Origin of the sequence: Archangium lipolyticum (assembly GCF_024623785.1) — a bacterium.
GTDB classification, from domain to species: domain Bacteria; phylum Myxococcota; class Myxococcia; order Myxococcales; family Myxococcaceae; genus Archangium; species Archangium lipolyticum.
The window spans coordinates 535,319-552,275 of sequence record NZ_JANKBZ010000004.1 but is presented as its reverse complement, the minus strand read 5'-3'; the positions used below and the strand labels follow the sequence as shown (position 1 = coordinate 552,275).

Here is a 16,957-nt window from a genome sequence, read left to right as displayed (position 1 = left end):
TAGTGGCCACCACGGGACAGGTGTCGGCGGCCTCGCGGCTGCTGCACCTGTCCCAGCCCGCGGTGACGGCGCAGGTGCGCCAGCTCGAACGCGAATGCGGCCAGCCGCTGCTGGTGCGCACCGCGCGAGGCGTGCGCCTCAACGACGCGGGCCGTGCCTTGCTGGAGTACGCGCAGCGCATCCACCAGTTGCTGGACGAGGCGGCGCTCGCGGTCTCCGTCGAGGAGGAGCCCGGCGGAGAGCTGGTGCTGGCGGCAAGCACGACGGTCGCCAGCTACGTGGTGCCGGAGCTGCTGGCCTCCTTCCTGCGCTCGCACCGGAGCGTGCAGGCGCGGGTGGAGGTGGGCAACACCACACAGGTGCTCGCGTGGGTGGGCGAGGGCCGTGCCCCGCTGGGCCTGGTGGAGGGACACGCCCGTGCCGCCCTCATCCGCCTGGAGCGCTACCTGGATGACGAGTTGGTGCCCGTCGTCTCCTCGCGGGCCCCGGCGGAGTTGCTGCGGGTGCGCTCGGTGGAGGCGCTCCGCGCGGTGCCGCTGCTCTGGCGCGAGCCGGGCTCGGGGACACGGGCCGTGATGGAGCGGGCGCTGCGCAAGGCGGGCGTGCGCCGGGGGCTTCAGGCGGGAGACCTGCAGCTCGGCGACAACGAGGCCATCAAGGGCGCGGTGAGGCTCGGCCTGGGCGTGGGCTTCCTGTCCAGGTGGAGCATCCAGGACGAGCTGGCGCTGGGCCGGCTGCGGGTGCTGCCGGTACCGGGATTGAGCGTGGAGCGGGCCTTCTCGTGGGTGCTGCCGGTGGATGAGCCCTCGGGCCTCGCGGGCCGCTTCCTGCGCCACGCTCGTGCCGCGCCACCGGCGCTGCTGCACCTCTGAGCGCGCCTCAGTCCACGAGGCGCAGGACGATGGCGCCGAGGCTCATGCCCGCCATGCACACCCAGAGCGCCAGGCCCTGGGCGAGGGGCCGCACGCCCACGGAGCGGAGCGCGTCACGGGTGAGGTTCGCGCCGATGAGGAAGAGTGTCAGGACCAGTGCCTGCCTGGAGGCGGCTGCCACGAGCTGCCCTGCCGGCCGGAGCATGGGCACCCAGGTGACGAGCGCCGCCGTGGCGATGAATCCGAGGATGAACCAGGGATGCCGCGCCTTGCCCTGCTGGGGCGATGCGTCGCCCGAGTTGCGCCGCCATGCGCCGACCAGGAGGGTGAGCGGGACGATCCACAGGGCTCGAGCCAGTTTGACGGTGGTGGCCACCTCCAGGGCCTGGGGTCCGAACTGGAGGGCGGCACCCACCACGGAGCTGGTGTCGTGGATGGCGAGGGCGCTCCACAGGCCGAACCGGCTCGCGTCGAGTCCCACGGCATGCCCGACGGCGGGGAACACGAAGAGCGCCACGGCATTGAGGAGGAACACGGTGCCGAGCGCGACGGAGACCTCGTGTGTCTTGGGGCGCAGCACGGGGACCATGGCTGCGATGGCGCTCCCGCCGCAGATGGCGGTGCCGACGCTGATGAGCAGACCGGCCTCCCGGGACACGCCGAGCGCCCGGGCGAACAGGGTGCCGAGCACCAGGCACACGGTGATGCCCGCCACGGTGTAGATGACGCCGTGTGCTCCCACGGCGGCGACGACGCGCAGATCCATGCCGGCGCCGAGCCCCACCACCGAGAGGGCCAGCAGGGGATGGGTGACGCGGCGGGTCCACTCCACGTAGGGGTTGCCCACGAGCAGGGCCACGAGGATGCCGGCCACGAGCGCGACAGCGGGAGCGTTCATGCCCTCACGATGGGTTCGGAGCCCTCGGGGAAACCAGACGGAAGACGGGATGAGCCATCAGCTTTTTGGATGGTTCGGAGGCTCCCGAGCGCACCCTCTCCCTTTGGGAGAGGGCCGGGGTGAGGGTCTACGCTCTGGCGCCCTGTCGACAACTCAAGGCGGTTTCCAAGGCACTACCTTCCTGGTCATGTCCGGGTGTGCTAGCAGCCATCTCCATGGACCCACTTGCTGGGCTGAAGGAAGCGCTCGCGCTGCCAGTGGCCGCGCTTCGCAAGGAACCTGGGGCGATCACCCTCCTGGTGTATGCCGTGCTGGATGCGCCTCCCACCGAACAGGGGATGGCCATCGAGCGTCTGCTCCAGCTCACCGAGGCCCGGTTGCACCTTCCCCTACAGGAAGCACTCCCCGGCCGTGTCGTGGAACTCTTCGAGAGCGAGCAGCCCGCGGTCCGGCGCATCGCCGCGCGGCTTGTCGTGACGTGTCCGCATGCCGCGGCGATTCCAGGGTTGATCCGCTGTCTGGCGGACGACGATGCCCGCGTGAGGGAGGACTGCATCCTGGCGTTGCGGCAGGCCGATTTCGATACGAGCGCCCTGGTGCCGCACCTGGGCTCGGAGCGCGCGGAGGTCCGGGAGGCCGCGCTGCGCGTGCTCCATCCTCCGGCGCCTCCGTCCGTGCGGACCGAGCTCCAGCGCCTGCTCGGAGATGACGTGCCGGGTGTGCGCCACCTCGCCGCCGGTTTCCTGCCCGATGACGACGACACCCCCGGGTTGTGGGGCGTCACGGTCGATGCGCTCCGGGCGGGTGGGGACGAGAGCACGCGAATCCAGGCGGCCGGGCGCCTGGGCCGGCTCGAGCCCCTGCCCGAGACGTCCGAGGTGCTCCTGGAGGCCCTGCGGGCGGGGACGGCGCGTGTCCGGGCCGCCGCCGCCGAGGCGCTCGCGCGGTTCTCGCCCACGAGCACGCAAGTCGCTGGCGCGCTGCTGGGCTCACTTCACGATTCCTCTTCATCCGTGGCGCGCAGGGCCGCCGCCGCGTTGTCGGTTCGAGGTCCTGCCACGGAGGCACTCGCACCGAGCCTGTTGGTGGCGCTGGAGGATTCCTCCGTCCCCGAGGAGGTGCGGGGTCAGGTGGCGCTGGCGCTCGGCAGGCTCGGGGTTCGCGAGGCCATTCCGCCGCTGTCGCGCCTGCTGGACAGGCCGGACTCGTCCTTCCGGCTCGTGCTCGATGCGTTCAGTGGCCTGTCCTCACTCCCGGGGCTGAAGCATGATGCGGTGGTGGCGCTCGGGCTCTTCGGCCCACTCGCGGCCGAGACGGCACCGGCCTTGTCGCGGCTGGCGCGCGAAGGAGGCCCGGCCCTCCGCCATGCGGCTTCCGAAGCACTCGGGTACATGGGCCTGTTCGCATCGTGAGGAGTGCGGAGATGAGTCTTCAAACATTGAGGAAGCGGGGCGAGGAGGCGCACATGGCGGACAGGGGGTTCTTCAGGGGCTGGTTGGGGCGCTTCAAGCTCCTCAAGCGGTACGCGGTCCGGAAGCCGGAGCCGGACACCGAGGAATTGGGCCGGCTCTACGAGGCCCGTAACGCGTTCACGGACAACCCGGCTCTGGTGCTGCTCCCGAGCGAGCGCGCTCCCATGGAGCCGCAAGAGGAGTGGCGGGTGTGCTTGCGCTCCCAGTCCATGCCTCCCCAGTTCGTGCTGGAGGTGGAGAAGGCTCCGGCCTCCGGCCAGTTGTCCCAGCTTCGCGGGATGCTCGAGTTGCTTGGCACCGCCGTCGGGCGGGTTGCGAACGATGAGGAGGCTCGCGTCCACCTCACCCGCGTGCCGATGGGGTTGCTGGAGTTCCTGTGGCATCTGCCCGTATCCGGCTGGCGGTGGGTGCGCGCCAGCCGCTGGCGCACCGCCGCGGCGGTCGTCCTGGTGCTCCTGTCCGCGCGCCTGGTCATCCATCTGGTGGAGCGGGACAGGTACGGGCAGCAGGACACGAGCCGTTCATCCGTGGAGCGGTGGAGGGCCGAGCAGGCCATGGCCTCGCACCGTGCGCCCGTGTTGATCCACAAGGCCAGGATGGGGCAGGCGCCCATCGCCTATCCCCTGCCCAAGGCGCCGTTCGTCGATCAGGCCAAGACGCCCTGCAAACCCAATGAGGGCGAGGTGGAAATCCGCGGCGGCTGTTGGGTGGAACTGGCCAAACGCCCGCCATGCTACGAGAGCCAGGCCGAGTACAAGGGCAAGTGCTACCTGCCGGTCTCCGCCAGCTCCCGGAAGCGCGAGCCCCAGTCCCTCCACCGGTGAGCCATGGCGAGCAGGACCATCGAGGAGGGCCGCATCCAACGGCTCAACACCCACGAGTCGAAGAGTGGCGAGTACATCCTCTATTGGATGCAGCAGAGCCAGCGTGCCGCGTTCAACCCCGCGTTGGAATACGCCATCCAGCGGGCCAACGAGGCAAAGTTGCCGCTGTTGGTGGGCTTCGGGCTGATGGACGGCTACCCCGAGGCCAACGTCCGTCACTACCGCTTCATGTTGGAGGGGCTCCAGGACACGCAGCGCGCCCTGGCTCGCCGGAAGATTCCCCTCGTGGTCCAGCGCGGTGGCCCGGATGCTGTGGCGCTGAAGCTCGCCCGGCACGCGGCACTGGTGGTGTGTGACCGGGGTTACCTGCGGCACCAGAAGCAGTGGCGCCGGGCCGTGGCCGACAAGGCCTCCTGCCCGGTGATTCAAGTCGAGGGCGACGTGGTGGTTCCCGTGGCGGCCGCCTCGGGCAAGGCCGAGTTCGCCGCGCGCACCCTTCGTCCCAAGATCCACCGCCTCTGGATCGCGTACCTCGTGGAACTCTCGCCCACGCCGCTCAAGACGGACTCGCTGGGGCTCGGCGTGAAGGGGCTCGACCTGGAGGACCTCGACGCGGTGCTGGCGAAGCTGGACCTGGACCGCTCCGTGCCGGCGGTGAGCCACCGCTTCAAGGGCGGCACGAGCGAGGCGAAGCGCCTGCTCCGCAAGTTCCTCACGGAGCACCTCCCCGAGTACCAGGAGAGCCGCCCCCACCCGGAGACGACCCACGTCTCGCACATGAGCAAGTATCTCCACTTCGGTCAGGTGAGCCCCGTGGAGGTGGCGCTCGCCGCGCGCGAGGCGAAGGTGGCGGACCACCAGCGCGAGAGCTTCCTCGAGGAGCTCATCGTCCGGCGCGAGCTGGCGCAGAACTTCGCCGAGTACACGCCCCACTACGACTCCTTCGAGTGCCTGCCCGAGTGGGCCCGGAAGACGCTGGAGAAGCACCGGGGCGACGAGCGGCACCACCAGTACACGAAGGAGCAGCTCGAACGGGCGCGCACGCACGACCCGTACTGGAACGCCGCCATGCGCGAGATGCGTTACACGGGCTACATGCACAACGCCATGCGCATGTACTGGGGAAAGAAGATCCTGGAGTGGAGCAGCACCCCCGAGCACGGGCACCGCATGGCGCTGGAGCTCAACAACAAGTACCTCCTGGACGGGCGGGACGCGAACTCCTACGCCAACATCGGCTGGGTGTTCGGCCTGCACGACCGGCCCTGGGGTGAGCGCGAAATCTTCGGCACCGTGCGCTACATGTCATCGGGAGGCCTGGAGCGGAAGGCGGACATGGACGCCTACGTCGACAAGGTGGACCGGCTGGTGTCCGAGGCCAGGGCCGCGGGGGTCCGCTTCGAGGGTGACTGAGACCTCACCCCTCTCGCGATGCTCGCCGCGGTGCGCACCCCTCCGAGCGCCGTGGCCAACGTGCTCTGCCCCGGGAACACCGAATCCCCCACCAGCCACAGCCCGCGCTGGACCTCGCGCGGCCCCAACGTGCGGTAGTGGTGCAGCCCGGCTCGCCTCGGCACTCCTCCCACGGCACCCGCCTCGCGCTGGGTGAAGCGCTCGAAGGTGCGCGGCGAGGCCGTCATCTCGTGCTGCACGTTCTCCATCCACTCGGGCGCCAGCCGCCTCAATCCCTGCCGCATCCGCTCCTGGATGGTGGAGACGAGGCGGGCCTGCTCCTCCTCCGAGCGCGCCATCAACGAGCGCAGCGGCACGTGCGTGGACACCGTCAGCGTCCGGTGTCCCGGCGGCGCGCGGCCCGTATCGGCCTCGCCGCTGAGCGAGGCGAAGAGGTGGTTGCCCTCCACGAAGGGCGCCTGCTCGTTCTGCACCAGCTCCAGGTGGTGCGCGCCCGGCGAGGACTCCTCCGGTGCTCGCACCACCAGGTACAGCATCACCGCGCCCCAGCCCTCCTCCACCCGTCCCGCCAGCGTTCGCAGGTGCGAGGGCACGCGCTCGGGCGGCAGTCCCAGCAGGCGCACCAGCCCCTGGGGCAGCATGTTCGCCACCACGTGGCGCGCGTGCAGCTCTCCCTGGCGCGACGTCACCTTCCAGCCTCCGGGCACGGGCTCGAGCGACTTCACCCGGTTGGCGAACAGCACCTCGCCTCCCCCGGTACCTACGGCCCCCGCGAGCGCGCCCGCCAGCCGTCCGATGCCACCGCGCACGTGCCCGGTGCCGCGCCAGTAGTAGTCCATGGCCGCGAGCGCGAAGGGGGCCTCCGCCTCCAGGGCACCGCACTGCACCGTTATCTGGCAGAGCGCGTCCAGGTACGTGCGCAGCGGGGTGAAGCGCAGCAGTCCGTAGCGCTCCAGTACGGCGCCGAGCGGCCGTCCCATCCAGCGCACCAGCGGCAGGTACCGCGTGGCCCGCGAGGTGTGTCGCAGCAGTGCCCGAAGGTCGAGCGGCGGCAGCAGCGTGGGATCATCGAAGAGAGGCCACAGCGCCTGCGCCACCTGCTGCTGCAGCGTGAAGAAGCCGCGCAGCGCATCGGCCGGAGCGCCGGGGAAGGCCAGGAGCTGCTCCATCAGGCGCTGGCGCTCGCGGTACACGCCCAGCCGCATGCCCGGGGTGCGCAGCTCCACCAGCGGATCCAACCAGTCCACCGTCACGTCCAGCCCGAGCTGGCGCATCCACCGCCCGAAGAGCTGCTCCTCGGCGAGCCCCGAGAAGAGGGTGGCGCCCGCCTCGAAGGCGTAGCCGTGCCGCCGGAAGGTGCTGGCGCAACCTCCCGGATAATTGAGGGTCTCGCAGAGCGCCACGCGGGCGCCCCGCTGGGTGAGCTCGAGCGCCGTGGCCAGTCCGCCGAAGCCCGCCCCCACCACCACTGCGTCGTACCAGGTGCTCGTCATCGTCCCGTGCCGGGTGTCCCCTCGGGCGAGGAGATAACGTCCCGGGCGTGGCCGGTCACGCCCGATTTCCTCGTGGACCGGCCCGAGGTGGGAGCACTGGAAAGTTGCCGTCTCCCTCCCTCGCCGGGGCTCAGGGCGCGGGGGGCTCGTCGCCCTGGGGCTGTACGCCCTGCTCCGGCTGGACACCCCGCTCGCGCAGCACGCGCACCACCTCGGCGGCCATGACGCGATGGCCCTCGGCGCTCGGGTGGATGCCGTCCACCTCCAGCCCGTCCAGGAAGAGGTGCACGTTGTCCGGCTGGCGCGTCACCGCCTCGAAGTCGATGACGTCGGGGAAGGTGCTCCGGATCCACGCGTTCATCGCCAGCCGGTCCCTCTTCACCACCTCGTAGTCGCCGTGGTTGGACTTCTCCTTGGGCAGCAGCGTGCCCACCCAGGTGCGGCACAGGGGCGCGAGCCGCGAGAGGAGCAGGTTCATCCGCGTCTGCAATCCCTCCAGCCCCAGCGAGCTCAGGTCATTGGTGCCCAGCAGCACGATGCAGTCGGTGATGCCCTGCAGCGGCAGCACCTCCTGATCCAGGTTCTCCAACTCCTCGTAGAAGCCCTGGCCGGAGACGCCGGCGTTGACGACGGGCACGCCCAGCCGGGCCTCGGCCAGCGAGGGCCACGCCAGGCGCGTGTCGTCGCGCTCGGTGATGTAGCCCTCGGTGATGCTGTCCCCGATGGCGACGAAGGCGCGCGCGGGCGGGCCCTCGACGTCCACCGTGGCGAGCCCCACCGCGCGGGCCCAGGCCGAGCCACCGATGGCGCCCGTGGTGCCCGTATAGGCCCCCGAGCGCACGTAGCTGCCGGGCAGCGTCTCGATGGCGCTCACGCCCAGCGCGCCCTGGACCTCGAAGGACACGGCCAGCTCGTCACGGAAGCCCACCGGGAAGGGGACGGGGTCCGACACCACGCGCTTCCTCGCCCCCACGGAGAAGCCCTGCGTGCCGGAGAACGTCACCGTCACGGGCGCGGAGGCCAGCGAGCCGTTCGGCCCGGCGCGCGCCACGGTGGCCCGGCGCAGCACCAGGTTTCCATCTCCCGATCGGAAGGCGAGCCGCACCCGTTGCCCCGCACGGCCCACCGGCACGCGCAGGCGGAACGTCACGTTGCCCGTGCTGTGGGACCAGCGCAGCGCCGCGTGGTAGCCCGGCTGGAACAGCGGGGGTACCGCCCGGGGCTCTCCCACCTCCGTCTCCACGTGGACGGGTGCCACCTCGAGCCCCCCGTTGGGCAGGGGCGCCTCGGTGGCCACCTCCTCGGAAGCGCCGGGCTCGGAAGGGAAGGACTCTTCCCACCCGTCCCCGCCGGGCCCGCAGGCGACCACGAGGATTGCCCATGCACACACCAGGACTCGCGTCCGTTGGCTTCCTTCCATTCCATCCCCTCCGTTGGCGCGTAAGGGTGTGCACCTCCCGGGCCAACGGGTAGAGGGCACACCGTTCAATACCGGGCGCTCACCCCGTCCTTTCGGGTGGGACGGGCGAGCGTCCAGACACCACGGCCCCCGCTCGCGAGCGCGCGCGGAGGCCGGGGAGTGCGTGGCTTCAGGTGCCAGCGGTCACGGCAGGATGTTGGCCACCAGCCTCCACTTGGAGCTGGTCTGGGCCTCGTTGTCGAGCCACGTGGACACGCCGATCAGGCCGGCCATGGTGGCGAGGCTGAAGACACCCAGCCAGTTGACGAGCTTGGTGGCGCTCTTCACGTCCTGCGGGGCCTCTTCCGAGGCCTTGCTGCCGGACTCCATGGGGATGCCCTCCTGCAGGGAGCGCTTGGCCAGGAAGCCGCCACCGATGAGGTTGACGAGGCCGCTGACCAGCGTGGCGCCCATGAGGAAGTCCTTGGCGATGACCAGCTTGCGCGCCGTCGGCGAGATGCTCCGGCCGCTCACCTTGGAGCGACCAAAGAACCAGGTGAGGGCGGACGTCCCCAGCCCGATGGCGTTGACGATGTTGTAGCCGTTCCACGCCGCGTTGACGATCTTCGCCCGGTCCTGCTTGTCGGAAATGAGCCTGGCCGACGGGTTGAGGGCGATGCGGCCGAAGAGCGAGCCGCCGAAGCCCGAGGCGAGACCGAGGTTGTGGAGAACGTAGGCGCTGGTCGTGAGAGTCGGTGTGGGCATGGTTCAACCCCTCCTTGCTGCGTTTGTGGTGCGGGGGTGAAACTACGCATGCTCCGTGTGACGGCTCGGCAACCTCGGTCCCCTGCCTGGTGGGAGGCTGGGAGGGCCTGTAGCTCCTTCCCGGACTTTCTCGGCTGGACACCCGCGCGCCCGCGAATCCGCTGGGAGCGGATCCACGTGCGGCCGAGCGTGATGCCGGGTGTCAGTGTGTCTGCCGCCGGGGAAGCTTCACGGTGAAGGTGGAGCCCACCCCCAGCTCGCTCTCCACCCCGATGGTGCCGCCGTGGGCCTCGACGATCTGCCGCACGATGTAGAGGCCCAGCCCCAGCCCACCGAAGTTGTGCGAGGACGCGCGCTCGAAGCGCTCGAAGATGCGCTTGCGCGCCTCGGGCGCGATGCCGATGCCCCGATCCTTCACCACCAGACAGACCTCGCCCTCGTATCCGCGCACCGTCACGTCCACCGGCTTGCCCTGTCCGTACCGCGCGGCGTTGGCCAGCAGGTTGCCCACCACCTGCTCCAGGCGGGCCCTGTCCCACTGCCCCACCACCGGACCCTCCACGTGCAGCGTGGGCTTCGTCCCGGTCCACACCAGCTCCTCGCCGAGCCCCTCCACCACGCCGCGCACCACCTGCCCCAGGTCCAGCTCCTCCCGGCTCAGCTCCAGCCGCCCCAGGCGGATGCGCGAGATGTCCAGCAGCTCACTCACCAGCCGCGCCAGCCGCTTCGTCTGGCGCTGCGCCACGCCCACCATCCGCTGCAACTGCTCGTCGGACAGCGCCTGTGTGCCCTCGCCACCGGCCACCGTGCGCTGCAGCCGCTGCAGGTTCATCAACAGCGGCGTGAGCGGCGTGTTCAGCTCGTGCGAGGCGATGGAGAGGAACTCGTCGCGCACGCGGATGGCCTCCTGCGCCTCGTGGTAGAGCCGGGCGTTCTCCACCGCGCTGCCCGCGCGCCGCCCCAGCTCGTGCACCAGCGCGAGCTCCGGATCCGCCAGCGGGTGCTCCCGTGTGAAGACGGTGATGGCGCCCAGCACCCGTTCACGGTGCATCAGCGGCACGATGAGCAGCGCCCGCGCCCCCGCGTCCCTCGGCAGCGTGAGATTCTCGGGCCCGCTGGCCAGCCGCTCCAGCACGCCGCGCGGCAGGGGCGAGAACAGCTCGGACTGCCCGGTGCGCAGCACCTTCTGCAGCGGTGACTCCGAGTGCTCATCGAGGACGTAGCGGGTGCACCGGTAGCGCTCTTCCCGCTCGCGGTGACTCGGGTAGCGCACCGCCATGCGGCGCAGCGAGACGCCGTCCTCCTCGAACAGGTCCACCAGGCACCCGTCGCCCACCTCCGGCGCCACCTGGCCCGCCATCAGCTCCGCGATGGTGGGGATGTCCAGGCTGCGTCCCAGCAGGGCGCTGGTGTCCGCGAGCAGCGTCAAGGTGCGCTGGGCTCGCCGCTGCTCGAGGTTCACCAGCGAGCCGATCAGGGTGAGCGCCAGTCCGCCCAGCGTGGCCACGCCGATGGCCGCCGCGCCCAGCCCGCCAATCTCGAAGCCGCTGGCGATGTACCCGGCTGGCATGGGCGTGGGGGTGAAGCGGGCCGCCGCCATTCCCGTGTAGTGCATGCCGGAGATGGCCATGCCCATGAGCAGGGCGCTGACCAGCTTCGGCCAGGTCCAGGCGCGCTGCTCCCGCTGGAACCGCAGGGCCAGCCACAGCGCGGCCACCGACGCGGCGATGGCGATGAGCACCGAGAGCACGAACAGCAGCGGTTCGTACTGGAGCGTCGCCTCCATGCGCATGGCGGCCATGCCGATGTAATGCATGGCGCAGATGGCCAGCCCCATGAAGACGCCCCCCATCACCAGCCGCTCCGGCGTGACGAGGCTGCGGCTGACCACGAACAGGGCCGCCCAGGCCCCGAGGATGGCCACCCCCATGGAGAGCGCCGTGAGCCCGGGCCCGTAGCTCGTCCGCATGGGCATGCGGAAGGCCAGCATTCCCACGAAGTGCATGGACCAGATGCCCACGCCCATCATCGCCGCGCCGCTGCCCAGGATGATCCGCCGCGCCATTCCGGACGTCCCCGCCACCCGGCCCGCCAGGTCCAGGGCCGTATAGGACGCCGCCACGGCGATCAGGATGGAGAGCAGCACGAGGCCCGGGTGATGGGCTCCTTCGATGTGCTCCCCGGCGCACCGAAGGCACCCGAGCAGATTTCCCGCGACCATCTCGGAACCCAAGTGCACGGTGTTTCTACAAACCGTGAACGCCCGCTACTCCATGTCCCCCTGTCTGGGACGGTGCTCCAGAAACGCAAGCCGTCCGATACACGGCTGGCCGCTCGCCTAGCTCGGGGATTCGGCGTGCGCGGTGGCGATGGGGCGCAGCAGGGCCCTCAGCTCGCGCCGCGCCTGGTGCAGCCAGAACCCCACGGTTCCCGTCGAGGTGCCGAGCTGCCCGGCGATGGCCTTGTAGCGCAGCCCCGCGAGGTGCAGCTCGAAGGCGGTGCGCAGAGGAGGGCGCAGGCGCGTGATGGCCCACCGCAGCTCCTCGTCGGAGACCTGCTCCCAGGTGTGCCACGCGCGGGGCTCGCGCACGAGCACCGGGGCGCCCACGCGCTCCAGGTTCGGGCCCTCGGTGCTCTCGGTGCGCTGGCGGCGGCATTGGTCGAGGAATCTCCGCTGCAACGTGGTGCACAACCACGCGCGGCGCGTGCTGTCACTCCACTCGCGGAGCTGGTCGAGGTGGAGCAGTGCGCGCTCCAGCGTGTCCTGGACGAGATCCTCCGGATCCGCGGCGCCACCATTGCGGCACAACTTGCGTGCGAGTCCGAGCAGGAGTGGCTGATGCGGGCCGATGAGGGATTGGAAGTGCTGGTCATCCCCAGCGAGAGTCCGTTGCATGAAAACCTCCCGCACCGGTAGAGGAGGCTCGATTCGAAAAGCACGCGGGCCGGAAAATGAATCTTCCGGCCCGCTTGCTCTCTGATGAAGGGACCTCAGTGGACCGTCGCACACCCGCTATCGGTCTCCCAGGTCGTCCGAGCCACCCGCGAGAGGTCCTCCAGGGTGATGTGCCGGGAGGGCGGACCCTGCTGACTCGCGCACGAGTCCGTCAGGGTCCTGTTCACCACCTCTTCAAACTCGGTCAGCTCCGAGCACTTGGAGAGGAAGGCCCGGACGCCCGGCGCATGCGGGTCCGTCGCCGAGCTGTGCATGATGATGGGAACGTCATGCAGCTCTTCGTCCTGCACGAGGCGCCGGCACAGCTCGACCCCGCTCATCCGCGGCATCTGCCAGTCCGTCACCACGAGGTCCGGCCGCCGCTCGTGGGCGATCTCCAGGGCCTCCCGTCCATCATGTGCACGAAGGACGCGGTGGTCCATCAGCTCCAGAACTTCCGTGTAGAGGTCGAGGAGCTCCGGCTCATCATCGACAAGAAGAATGGTACTCATGACTTCACCTGCTCCTTTCTGTGGACGGTGTGAAAGCGGGATGGGCCTCGCCAGTTGGGAGCTCCGTTCCCCGCCTCTTATTACGGTGGAGTCCACGACTCACTGGTGTGATGTGTGAGATTTGGTGCGCGTTGCACGAGATGGCCATGGTCGCGTCACCAGGGCCCGCTCGCCTTGCTGGTGGACGCGCCCGCGAGCGCGCGAGGTGGCCCGCCGCGAACGAAATAAGACGCTGCCCCCACCCTGTCGGACGGATGCGTTGCTCGGCTCCTCGTGCACCCCTAGCTTCTGGTGGAGGGGCGGGGGGAGTGCCATGGGACAGACCGGCGATCAGGACGGCCAGAGGTCGGCGCATCCCCATTGGGATGAAGTGGAGCCCGAGGCGGACGGTGTGGCGTCCGACTTCGGCGATTCATTCCTGATGGAGGTGGCCAGCTATGGCCCGGCGTCGACGTTCCGCCGGCTGCTCCCCGGGGATCGGCTGGGGGGCGCGGACGGCCGCCGCTTCGAAATCATCGAGGCGCTGGGCGAGGGCGCCATGGGCCAGGTGCTCCGTGCCCGCGACGACGAGCTGCAGCGCGTGGTGGCCCTCAAGTTCCTTTTTCCTCGCGAGGAGCTCGCCGGCATGGGCTTGAGGGAGGCCCGGGCCATCGCGCAGCTCGACCACGAGAACATCGTCCGCATCTTCGACGTGTCCGAGTGGAAGGGGGGACCTGGCGAGCCCACCGTCCCCTTCCTCGTCATGGAATGTCTGGATGGTGAGTCGCTCTCGGACCTGCTGATGCGGGAACGGAGGCCTCCCCTACGCCGCACCCTGGAGATCATGCGCGACGTGGCGGCCGGGCTGGCGCACGCTCACGAGCACCACATCATCCACCGCGACCTCAAGCCCAACAACGTCTTCATCACCCGGCAGGGCACGGTGAAGCTGCTCGACTTCGGCCTGGCGTGGCTCGTCACCCCGGGCAGCGCCATGCACCTGCCCATGGCCGGCACGCCTCCTTATATGTCCCCGGAGCAGTGGCTGGGCGAGCGGGTGGACGCTCGCACGGACGTCTGGGCGGCCGGCATCATGCTGTATGAGCTGCTCACCGGACAGCTGCCCTACCCGGGCCTGATGGTGGAGGAGATGCGTGAGAAGGCGCTCTCGCCGGAGCCGGTACCGTCACCGCGCGAGCGCAACCCGGAGGTGTCCTGGGAGCTGGAGTCGCTCCTGTCCGTGGCGCTGGCGAAGGATCCCGAGAAGCGTCTTCTCTCCGCCGCGGAGCTGAGGGACGAGCTGCGCGAGCTGGAGGAGCTGCTGCGCCCGGGACGCGAGTCGCGGCGGCTGGTGGCACCCCAGCGCCGTCAGGTGACGCTGGTCTCCTGCCGGGTGGCGGGGCTCACCGCGCTGGCCGAGGAGTTGGATCCGGAGGACTTCGGCGAGCTGGAGGCGACCTTCCATCGCGCTGGCTCGGAGGTCATCCAGAGCCACGGCGGCTTCGTCACCCTGTGCATGGCGGACGAGCTGCTGGCCTGCTTCGGCTATCCGGTGGCGAAGGAGGGGGACGCGGAGTGCGCGGTGCTCGCGGGGTTGGATCTGCCCAAGGCCGTGCAGGAGGCGCTCCGCACCAGGCTGCCGCCGGGGACGAACCCGGAGCTGGCGGTGCAGGTGGGCATCTACACGGACATGGTGGTGCTGGACGACATCCTCCCGGAGCTGCGGGGGCACACGCCCACCATTCAAGGCGAGGCCCCACGCATCGCCGCCTGGCTGGCGCGGCAGGCCGGGATGGACGAGGTGGTGGTCGGGCCCAATACACACAGCCTGGTCCAGCGTGCCTTCGACACCGAGCCGCTCGGGGACCGGGCCTTCGAGGGGCGGCGCACCCTGAGGGTGCAGCGCGTGCTGCGCTCGCGCGCGGCCGTCATCCGTTTCGAGCGCACGCTCGAGCGGGATGGGAAGCTGAGCTCGCTGGTGGGCCGCGAGCGTGAGCTGGAGGCGTTGCTCGAGGCCTGGGGCCGGGCCCGCGAGGGACATGGCGGCTACGTGCTCGTCAGTGGCGAGGCCGGCATCGGCAAGTCCCGTCTCATCCAGGAGCTGCGCGAGCGGGTGCTGAATGAAAAGCCCATGCACCTGCGGCTCCAATGCTGGAGCCAGTTCAGCACCAGCGCCTTCCACCCCGTCATCGAGATGCTACAGCGGATGTGGCTTCGCCCGGAGCGCACGCCCGAGGAGAACCTGCACGCGGTGGAGCGGCTCCTCGAGGAGCGCGGGCTGAGGCCGGTGCAGGTGCGCCTGCTGGCCTCGCTGGTGTCACTGCCCGTGGCCGAGGACTCGCCGCACCAGCGTCTCACCCCGCAGCGGCAGAAGGACGAGACGCTGGCCGCCCTGGCCTCGTTGCTGGTGCGCAACGCGGGCGAGCGCCCGGTGCTGGTGGTGGTGGAGGACCTGCACTGGGCGGACCCGTCCTCGCTGCAACTGCTGACGTTCCTGCTCGGCATCGTGGAGAAGACGCGCCTGCTCTTCGTCCTCAGCGCCCGGCCCGAGTTCCGCCCGCCCTGGGCGCAGCGCTCCGGCTTCCAGTCCATCTCCCTGGAGCGGCTGCCGGCGGCGTGCACGGAGCGGCTGGTGAAAGAGGTGGCGCGGGGCCAGGGCCTGCCGGACGAGGTGGTGGCGCACCTGGTGGCCCGCACGGACGGCATCCCCCTCTTCGTGGAGGAGATGACGCGCGTGATGTTGGAGGGCGGGGCGGCGGCGTCCATCCCCGTCACGTTGCAGGAGCTGCTGCTGGCCCGGCTGGACTCGCTGCCGCGCCGGCAGAAGCAGCTCGCGCAGCTGTGCGCGGTGGTGGGGCGGAGCTTCTCGCACGCGTTGCTCGTCATCCTCACGGGGCTGGGCGAGGCCGCGCTGCGCAGGGACTTCCTGGGGCTGCTGTCCGCGGGGCTGTTCCAGTCGCGGGACGAGGAGGCCGAGCCCGGCTACCAGTTCCGCCATGCCCTCATCCAGGAGGCGGCCTACCAGTCCCTGCCCCGCAGCGCGCGGCGGCAGTACCACCAGCGCATCGCCCGGGCCCTGGCGGAGCACTTCCCCGAGGTGGCGGAGACACGGCCCGAGTTGCTGGCCCACCACTACACCGAGGCCGGGGAGGTGAAGCCCGCCATCCGTTACTGGAGACTCGCCGGCGTGCGCGCCAGCCTGCGCTCGGCCAACCAGGAGGCGGTGAGCCACCTCACCCAGGCACTGAAGCTGCTGCGGGCCCTGCCGGATGCCGAGACGCTCACGGCGGAGGAGCTGCAGCTGCTCATCGCCCTGGGCATTCCGCTGATGTATGTGCAGGGCTTCAGCTCTTCCGAGGTGGAGAGCACGTACACGCGGGTGAGGCAGCTCGTCCTGCAGGTGGCCGACGAGCTACCCCGCCTGGAGCTGAGCTTCTGGGGCGCCTTCGCCTACTACTTCGCGCGAGGCAAGACGCGGGAGGCGCACGAGGTGGGCGAGCTGCTGGTGGGCCTGGGCGAGCGCCAGGGCAACCGGGAGCTGCTCGCCATGGGGCACCGGATGATGGCCACGGACCTCTTCACCTGGGGGGAGATGACCTGGGCGCTGAAGCACGTGGAGCAGTCGTTGGCGTATTCGGACTTCGATCTCGAACAACACCGGCGCCTCGCCGTCCAGCACTGGGTGGACCCGCGCGCGTCGGCGCTGGCCTATGGCTCCGTCATCCTCTCCGTGTTGGGACGGGGGGAAGAGGCCGAGCGCTTCTCGCGGGAGGCCCTGGAGCTGTGCGGGCGCATCGGCCACCCGCATACGACGGCCTTCGCGCTAACGTACTGCTCGCTCGGCGCCCAGTTGCGGTGGGACGCGCGGACGACCCTCGCGCTGGCGGAGCAGTGCATCCCGCTCGCGCGCGAGCACCGCTTCCTGCTGTGGTACCTGTGGCCCTCCGCGATGAAGGCCTGGGCCCTCGGCGAGCTGGGACAGCCACGGGAAGGACTGCGGCTGATGCGCGAGGTGATGGAGCAGTGGAAGCAGTCAGGCCTCCTCGCCGGCATGCATCACAACCTGGGCATGCAGGCCATCCTCCACCTGCGGTTGGGAGAGGTGGAGGAGGGACTGGCCGTGGTGGACGAGGCATTGACGTGGCCGGCGGTGACGGAGGAGTACTCCTACCTGCCCGAGCTGCACCGCGCCCGGGGCGAGCTGCTGCGGCGGGCCGGCCGCGAGGAGGAGGCCCGCGAGGAGTTCCTCCAGGCCATCCAGTTCGCCCGCGAGCACGAGATGCTCGCCTACGAGCAGCGGGCCCAGGCGAGTCTGCGCCGTCAGCTTCAGGACATGGGCTCGCGCGGCGAGGAGCCGATGCACCCGTGACACGTGGCCAGGGGGGAGCGCCTGTG

At 70.3% G+C, this 16,957-nt stretch carries 12 protein-coding genes; 5 read left to right on the top strand and 7 right to left on the bottom strand.

Going from position 1 to position 16,957, the window contains the following annotated elements:
* The first annotated feature begins 2 nt into the window (after window positions 1–2).
* A complete protein-coding gene (locus tag NR810_RS12560; protein WP_407653769.1) occupies window positions 3–872 on the top strand; it encodes a LysR substrate-binding domain-containing protein in 870 nt (289 codons plus the stop codon).
* A 7-nt stretch (window positions 873–879) separates the two neighbouring features.
* Here NR810_RS12560 and NR810_RS12555 read toward each other — a convergent pair whose 3' ends face one another.
* Entirely contained in the window at window positions 880–1,770 is an 891-nt protein-coding gene (locus NR810_RS12555) for a YeiH family protein (RefSeq protein ID WP_257451828.1), read from the bottom strand.
* Window positions 1,771–1,985: 215 nt separating this feature from the next.
* Here NR810_RS12555 and NR810_RS12550 point away from each other — a divergent pair, with 215 nt between their 5' ends.
* Genes NR810_RS12550 through NR810_RS12540 form a run of 3 tightly spaced genes read left to right on the top strand, consistent with a single transcriptional unit; the run spans window position 1,986 to window position 5,479 of the window.
* Window positions 1,986–3,182: a HEAT repeat domain-containing protein gene (locus NR810_RS12550; protein WP_257451827.1), complete on the top strand. Its 1,197-nt coding sequence runs from the start codon at window positions 1,986–1,988 to the stop codon at window positions 3,180–3,182.
* Between the two features lie 11 nt (window positions 3,183–3,193).
* Window positions 3,194–4,066, top strand: a complete 873-nt coding sequence (locus NR810_RS12545) for a hypothetical protein (RefSeq protein ID WP_257451825.1) — start codon at window positions 3,194–3,196, stop codon at window positions 4,064–4,066.
* Between the two features lie 3 nt (window positions 4,067–4,069).
* Complete coding sequence (locus NR810_RS12540) at window positions 4,070–5,479, top strand: deoxyribodipyrimidine photo-lyase (protein WP_257451823.1); 1,410 nt, start codon at window positions 4,070–4,072, stop codon at window positions 5,477–5,479.
* Here the strand turns inward: NR810_RS12540 and NR810_RS12535 are convergent.
* From NR810_RS12535 to NR810_RS12510, 6 genes are all read right to left on the bottom strand, one after another.
* Window positions 5,410–6,972, bottom strand: a complete 1,563-nt coding sequence (locus tag NR810_RS12535; protein WP_257451821.1) for a phytoene desaturase family protein — start codon at window positions 6,970–6,972, stop codon at window positions 5,410–5,412. The genes NR810_RS12540 and NR810_RS12535 overlap by 70 nt on opposite strands.
* Before the next feature lie 130 nt (window positions 6,973–7,102).
* Window positions 7,103–8,392 (bottom strand): SGNH/GDSL hydrolase family protein, encoded by a 1,290-nt coding sequence (locus tag NR810_RS12530; RefSeq protein WP_257451819.1) that lies wholly within the window; start codon window positions 8,390–8,392, stop codon window positions 7,103–7,105.
* 183 nt (window positions 8,393–8,575) lie between these two features.
* Window positions 8,576–9,136, bottom strand: a complete 561-nt coding sequence (locus tag NR810_RS12525) for a hypothetical protein (RefSeq protein WP_257451817.1) — start codon at window positions 9,134–9,136, stop codon at window positions 8,576–8,578.
* A 202-nt stretch (window positions 9,137–9,338) separates the two neighbouring features.
* Window positions 9,339–11,375, bottom strand: a complete 2,037-nt coding sequence (locus NR810_RS12520; protein ID WP_257451815.1) for a sensor histidine kinase — start codon at window positions 11,373–11,375, stop codon at window positions 9,339–9,341.
* Between the two features lie 99 nt (window positions 11,376–11,474).
* Window positions 11,475–12,032 (bottom strand): RNA polymerase sigma factor, encoded by a 558-nt coding sequence (locus NR810_RS12515; RefSeq protein ID WP_257451813.1) that lies wholly within the window; start codon window positions 12,030–12,032, stop codon window positions 11,475–11,477.
* Window positions 12,033–12,127: 95 nt separating this feature from the next.
* Window positions 12,128–12,583 carry a response regulator gene (locus tag NR810_RS12510; protein ID WP_257451812.1) on the bottom strand — a complete coding sequence of 152 codons (456 nt, stop codon included), beginning with the start codon at window positions 12,581–12,583 and terminating at the stop codon, window positions 12,128–12,130.
* A 313-nt stretch (window positions 12,584–12,896) separates the two neighbouring features.
* On the opposite strand from NR810_RS12510, the gene NR810_RS12505 reads away from it, so the two are divergent.
* On the top strand, window positions 12,897–16,931 hold the full coding sequence (locus tag NR810_RS12505; protein WP_257451810.1) for a protein kinase domain-containing protein: 4,035 nt from the start codon (window positions 12,897–12,899) through the stop codon (window positions 16,929–16,931).
* Window positions 16,932–16,957 lie beyond the last annotated feature (26 nt).

Bases quoted from the DNA above. Each gene is read 5' to 3' on its own strand.
- NR810_RS12555 (WP_257451828.1), bottom strand. From the start codon at position 1,770: ATGAACGCTCCCGCTGTCGCGCTCGTGGCCGGCATCCTCGTGGCCCTG.
- NR810_RS12550 (WP_257451827.1), top strand. From the start codon at position 1,986: ATGGACCCACTTGCTGGGCTGAAGGAAGCGCTCGCGCTGCCAGTGGCC.
- NR810_RS12545 (WP_257451825.1), top strand. From the start codon at position 3,194: ATGAGTCTTCAAACATTGAGGAAGCGGGGCGAGGAGGCGCACATGGCG.
- NR810_RS12540 (WP_257451823.1), top strand. From the start codon at position 4,070: ATGGCGAGCAGGACCATCGAGGAGGGCCGCATCCAACGGCTCAACACC.
- NR810_RS12535 (WP_257451821.1), bottom strand. From the start codon at position 6,972: ATGACGAGCACCTGGTACGACGCAGTGGTGGTGGGGGCGGGCTTCGGC.
- NR810_RS12530 (WP_257451819.1), bottom strand. From the start codon at position 8,392: ATGGAAGGAAGCCAACGGACGCGAGTCCTGGTGTGTGCATGGGCAATC.
- NR810_RS12525 (WP_257451817.1), bottom strand. From the start codon at position 9,136: ATGCCCACACCGACTCTCACGACCAGCGCCTACGTTCTCCACAACCTC.
- NR810_RS12515 (WP_257451813.1), bottom strand. From the start codon at position 12,032: ATGCAACGGACTCTCGCTGGGGATGACCAGCACTTCCAATCCCTCATC.
- NR810_RS12510 (WP_257451812.1), bottom strand. From the start codon at position 12,583: ATGAGTACCATTCTTCTTGTCGATGATGAGCCGGAGCTCCTCGACCTC.
- NR810_RS12505 (WP_257451810.1), top strand. From the start codon at position 12,897: ATGGGACAGACCGGCGATCAGGACGGCCAGAGGTCGGCGCATCCCCAT.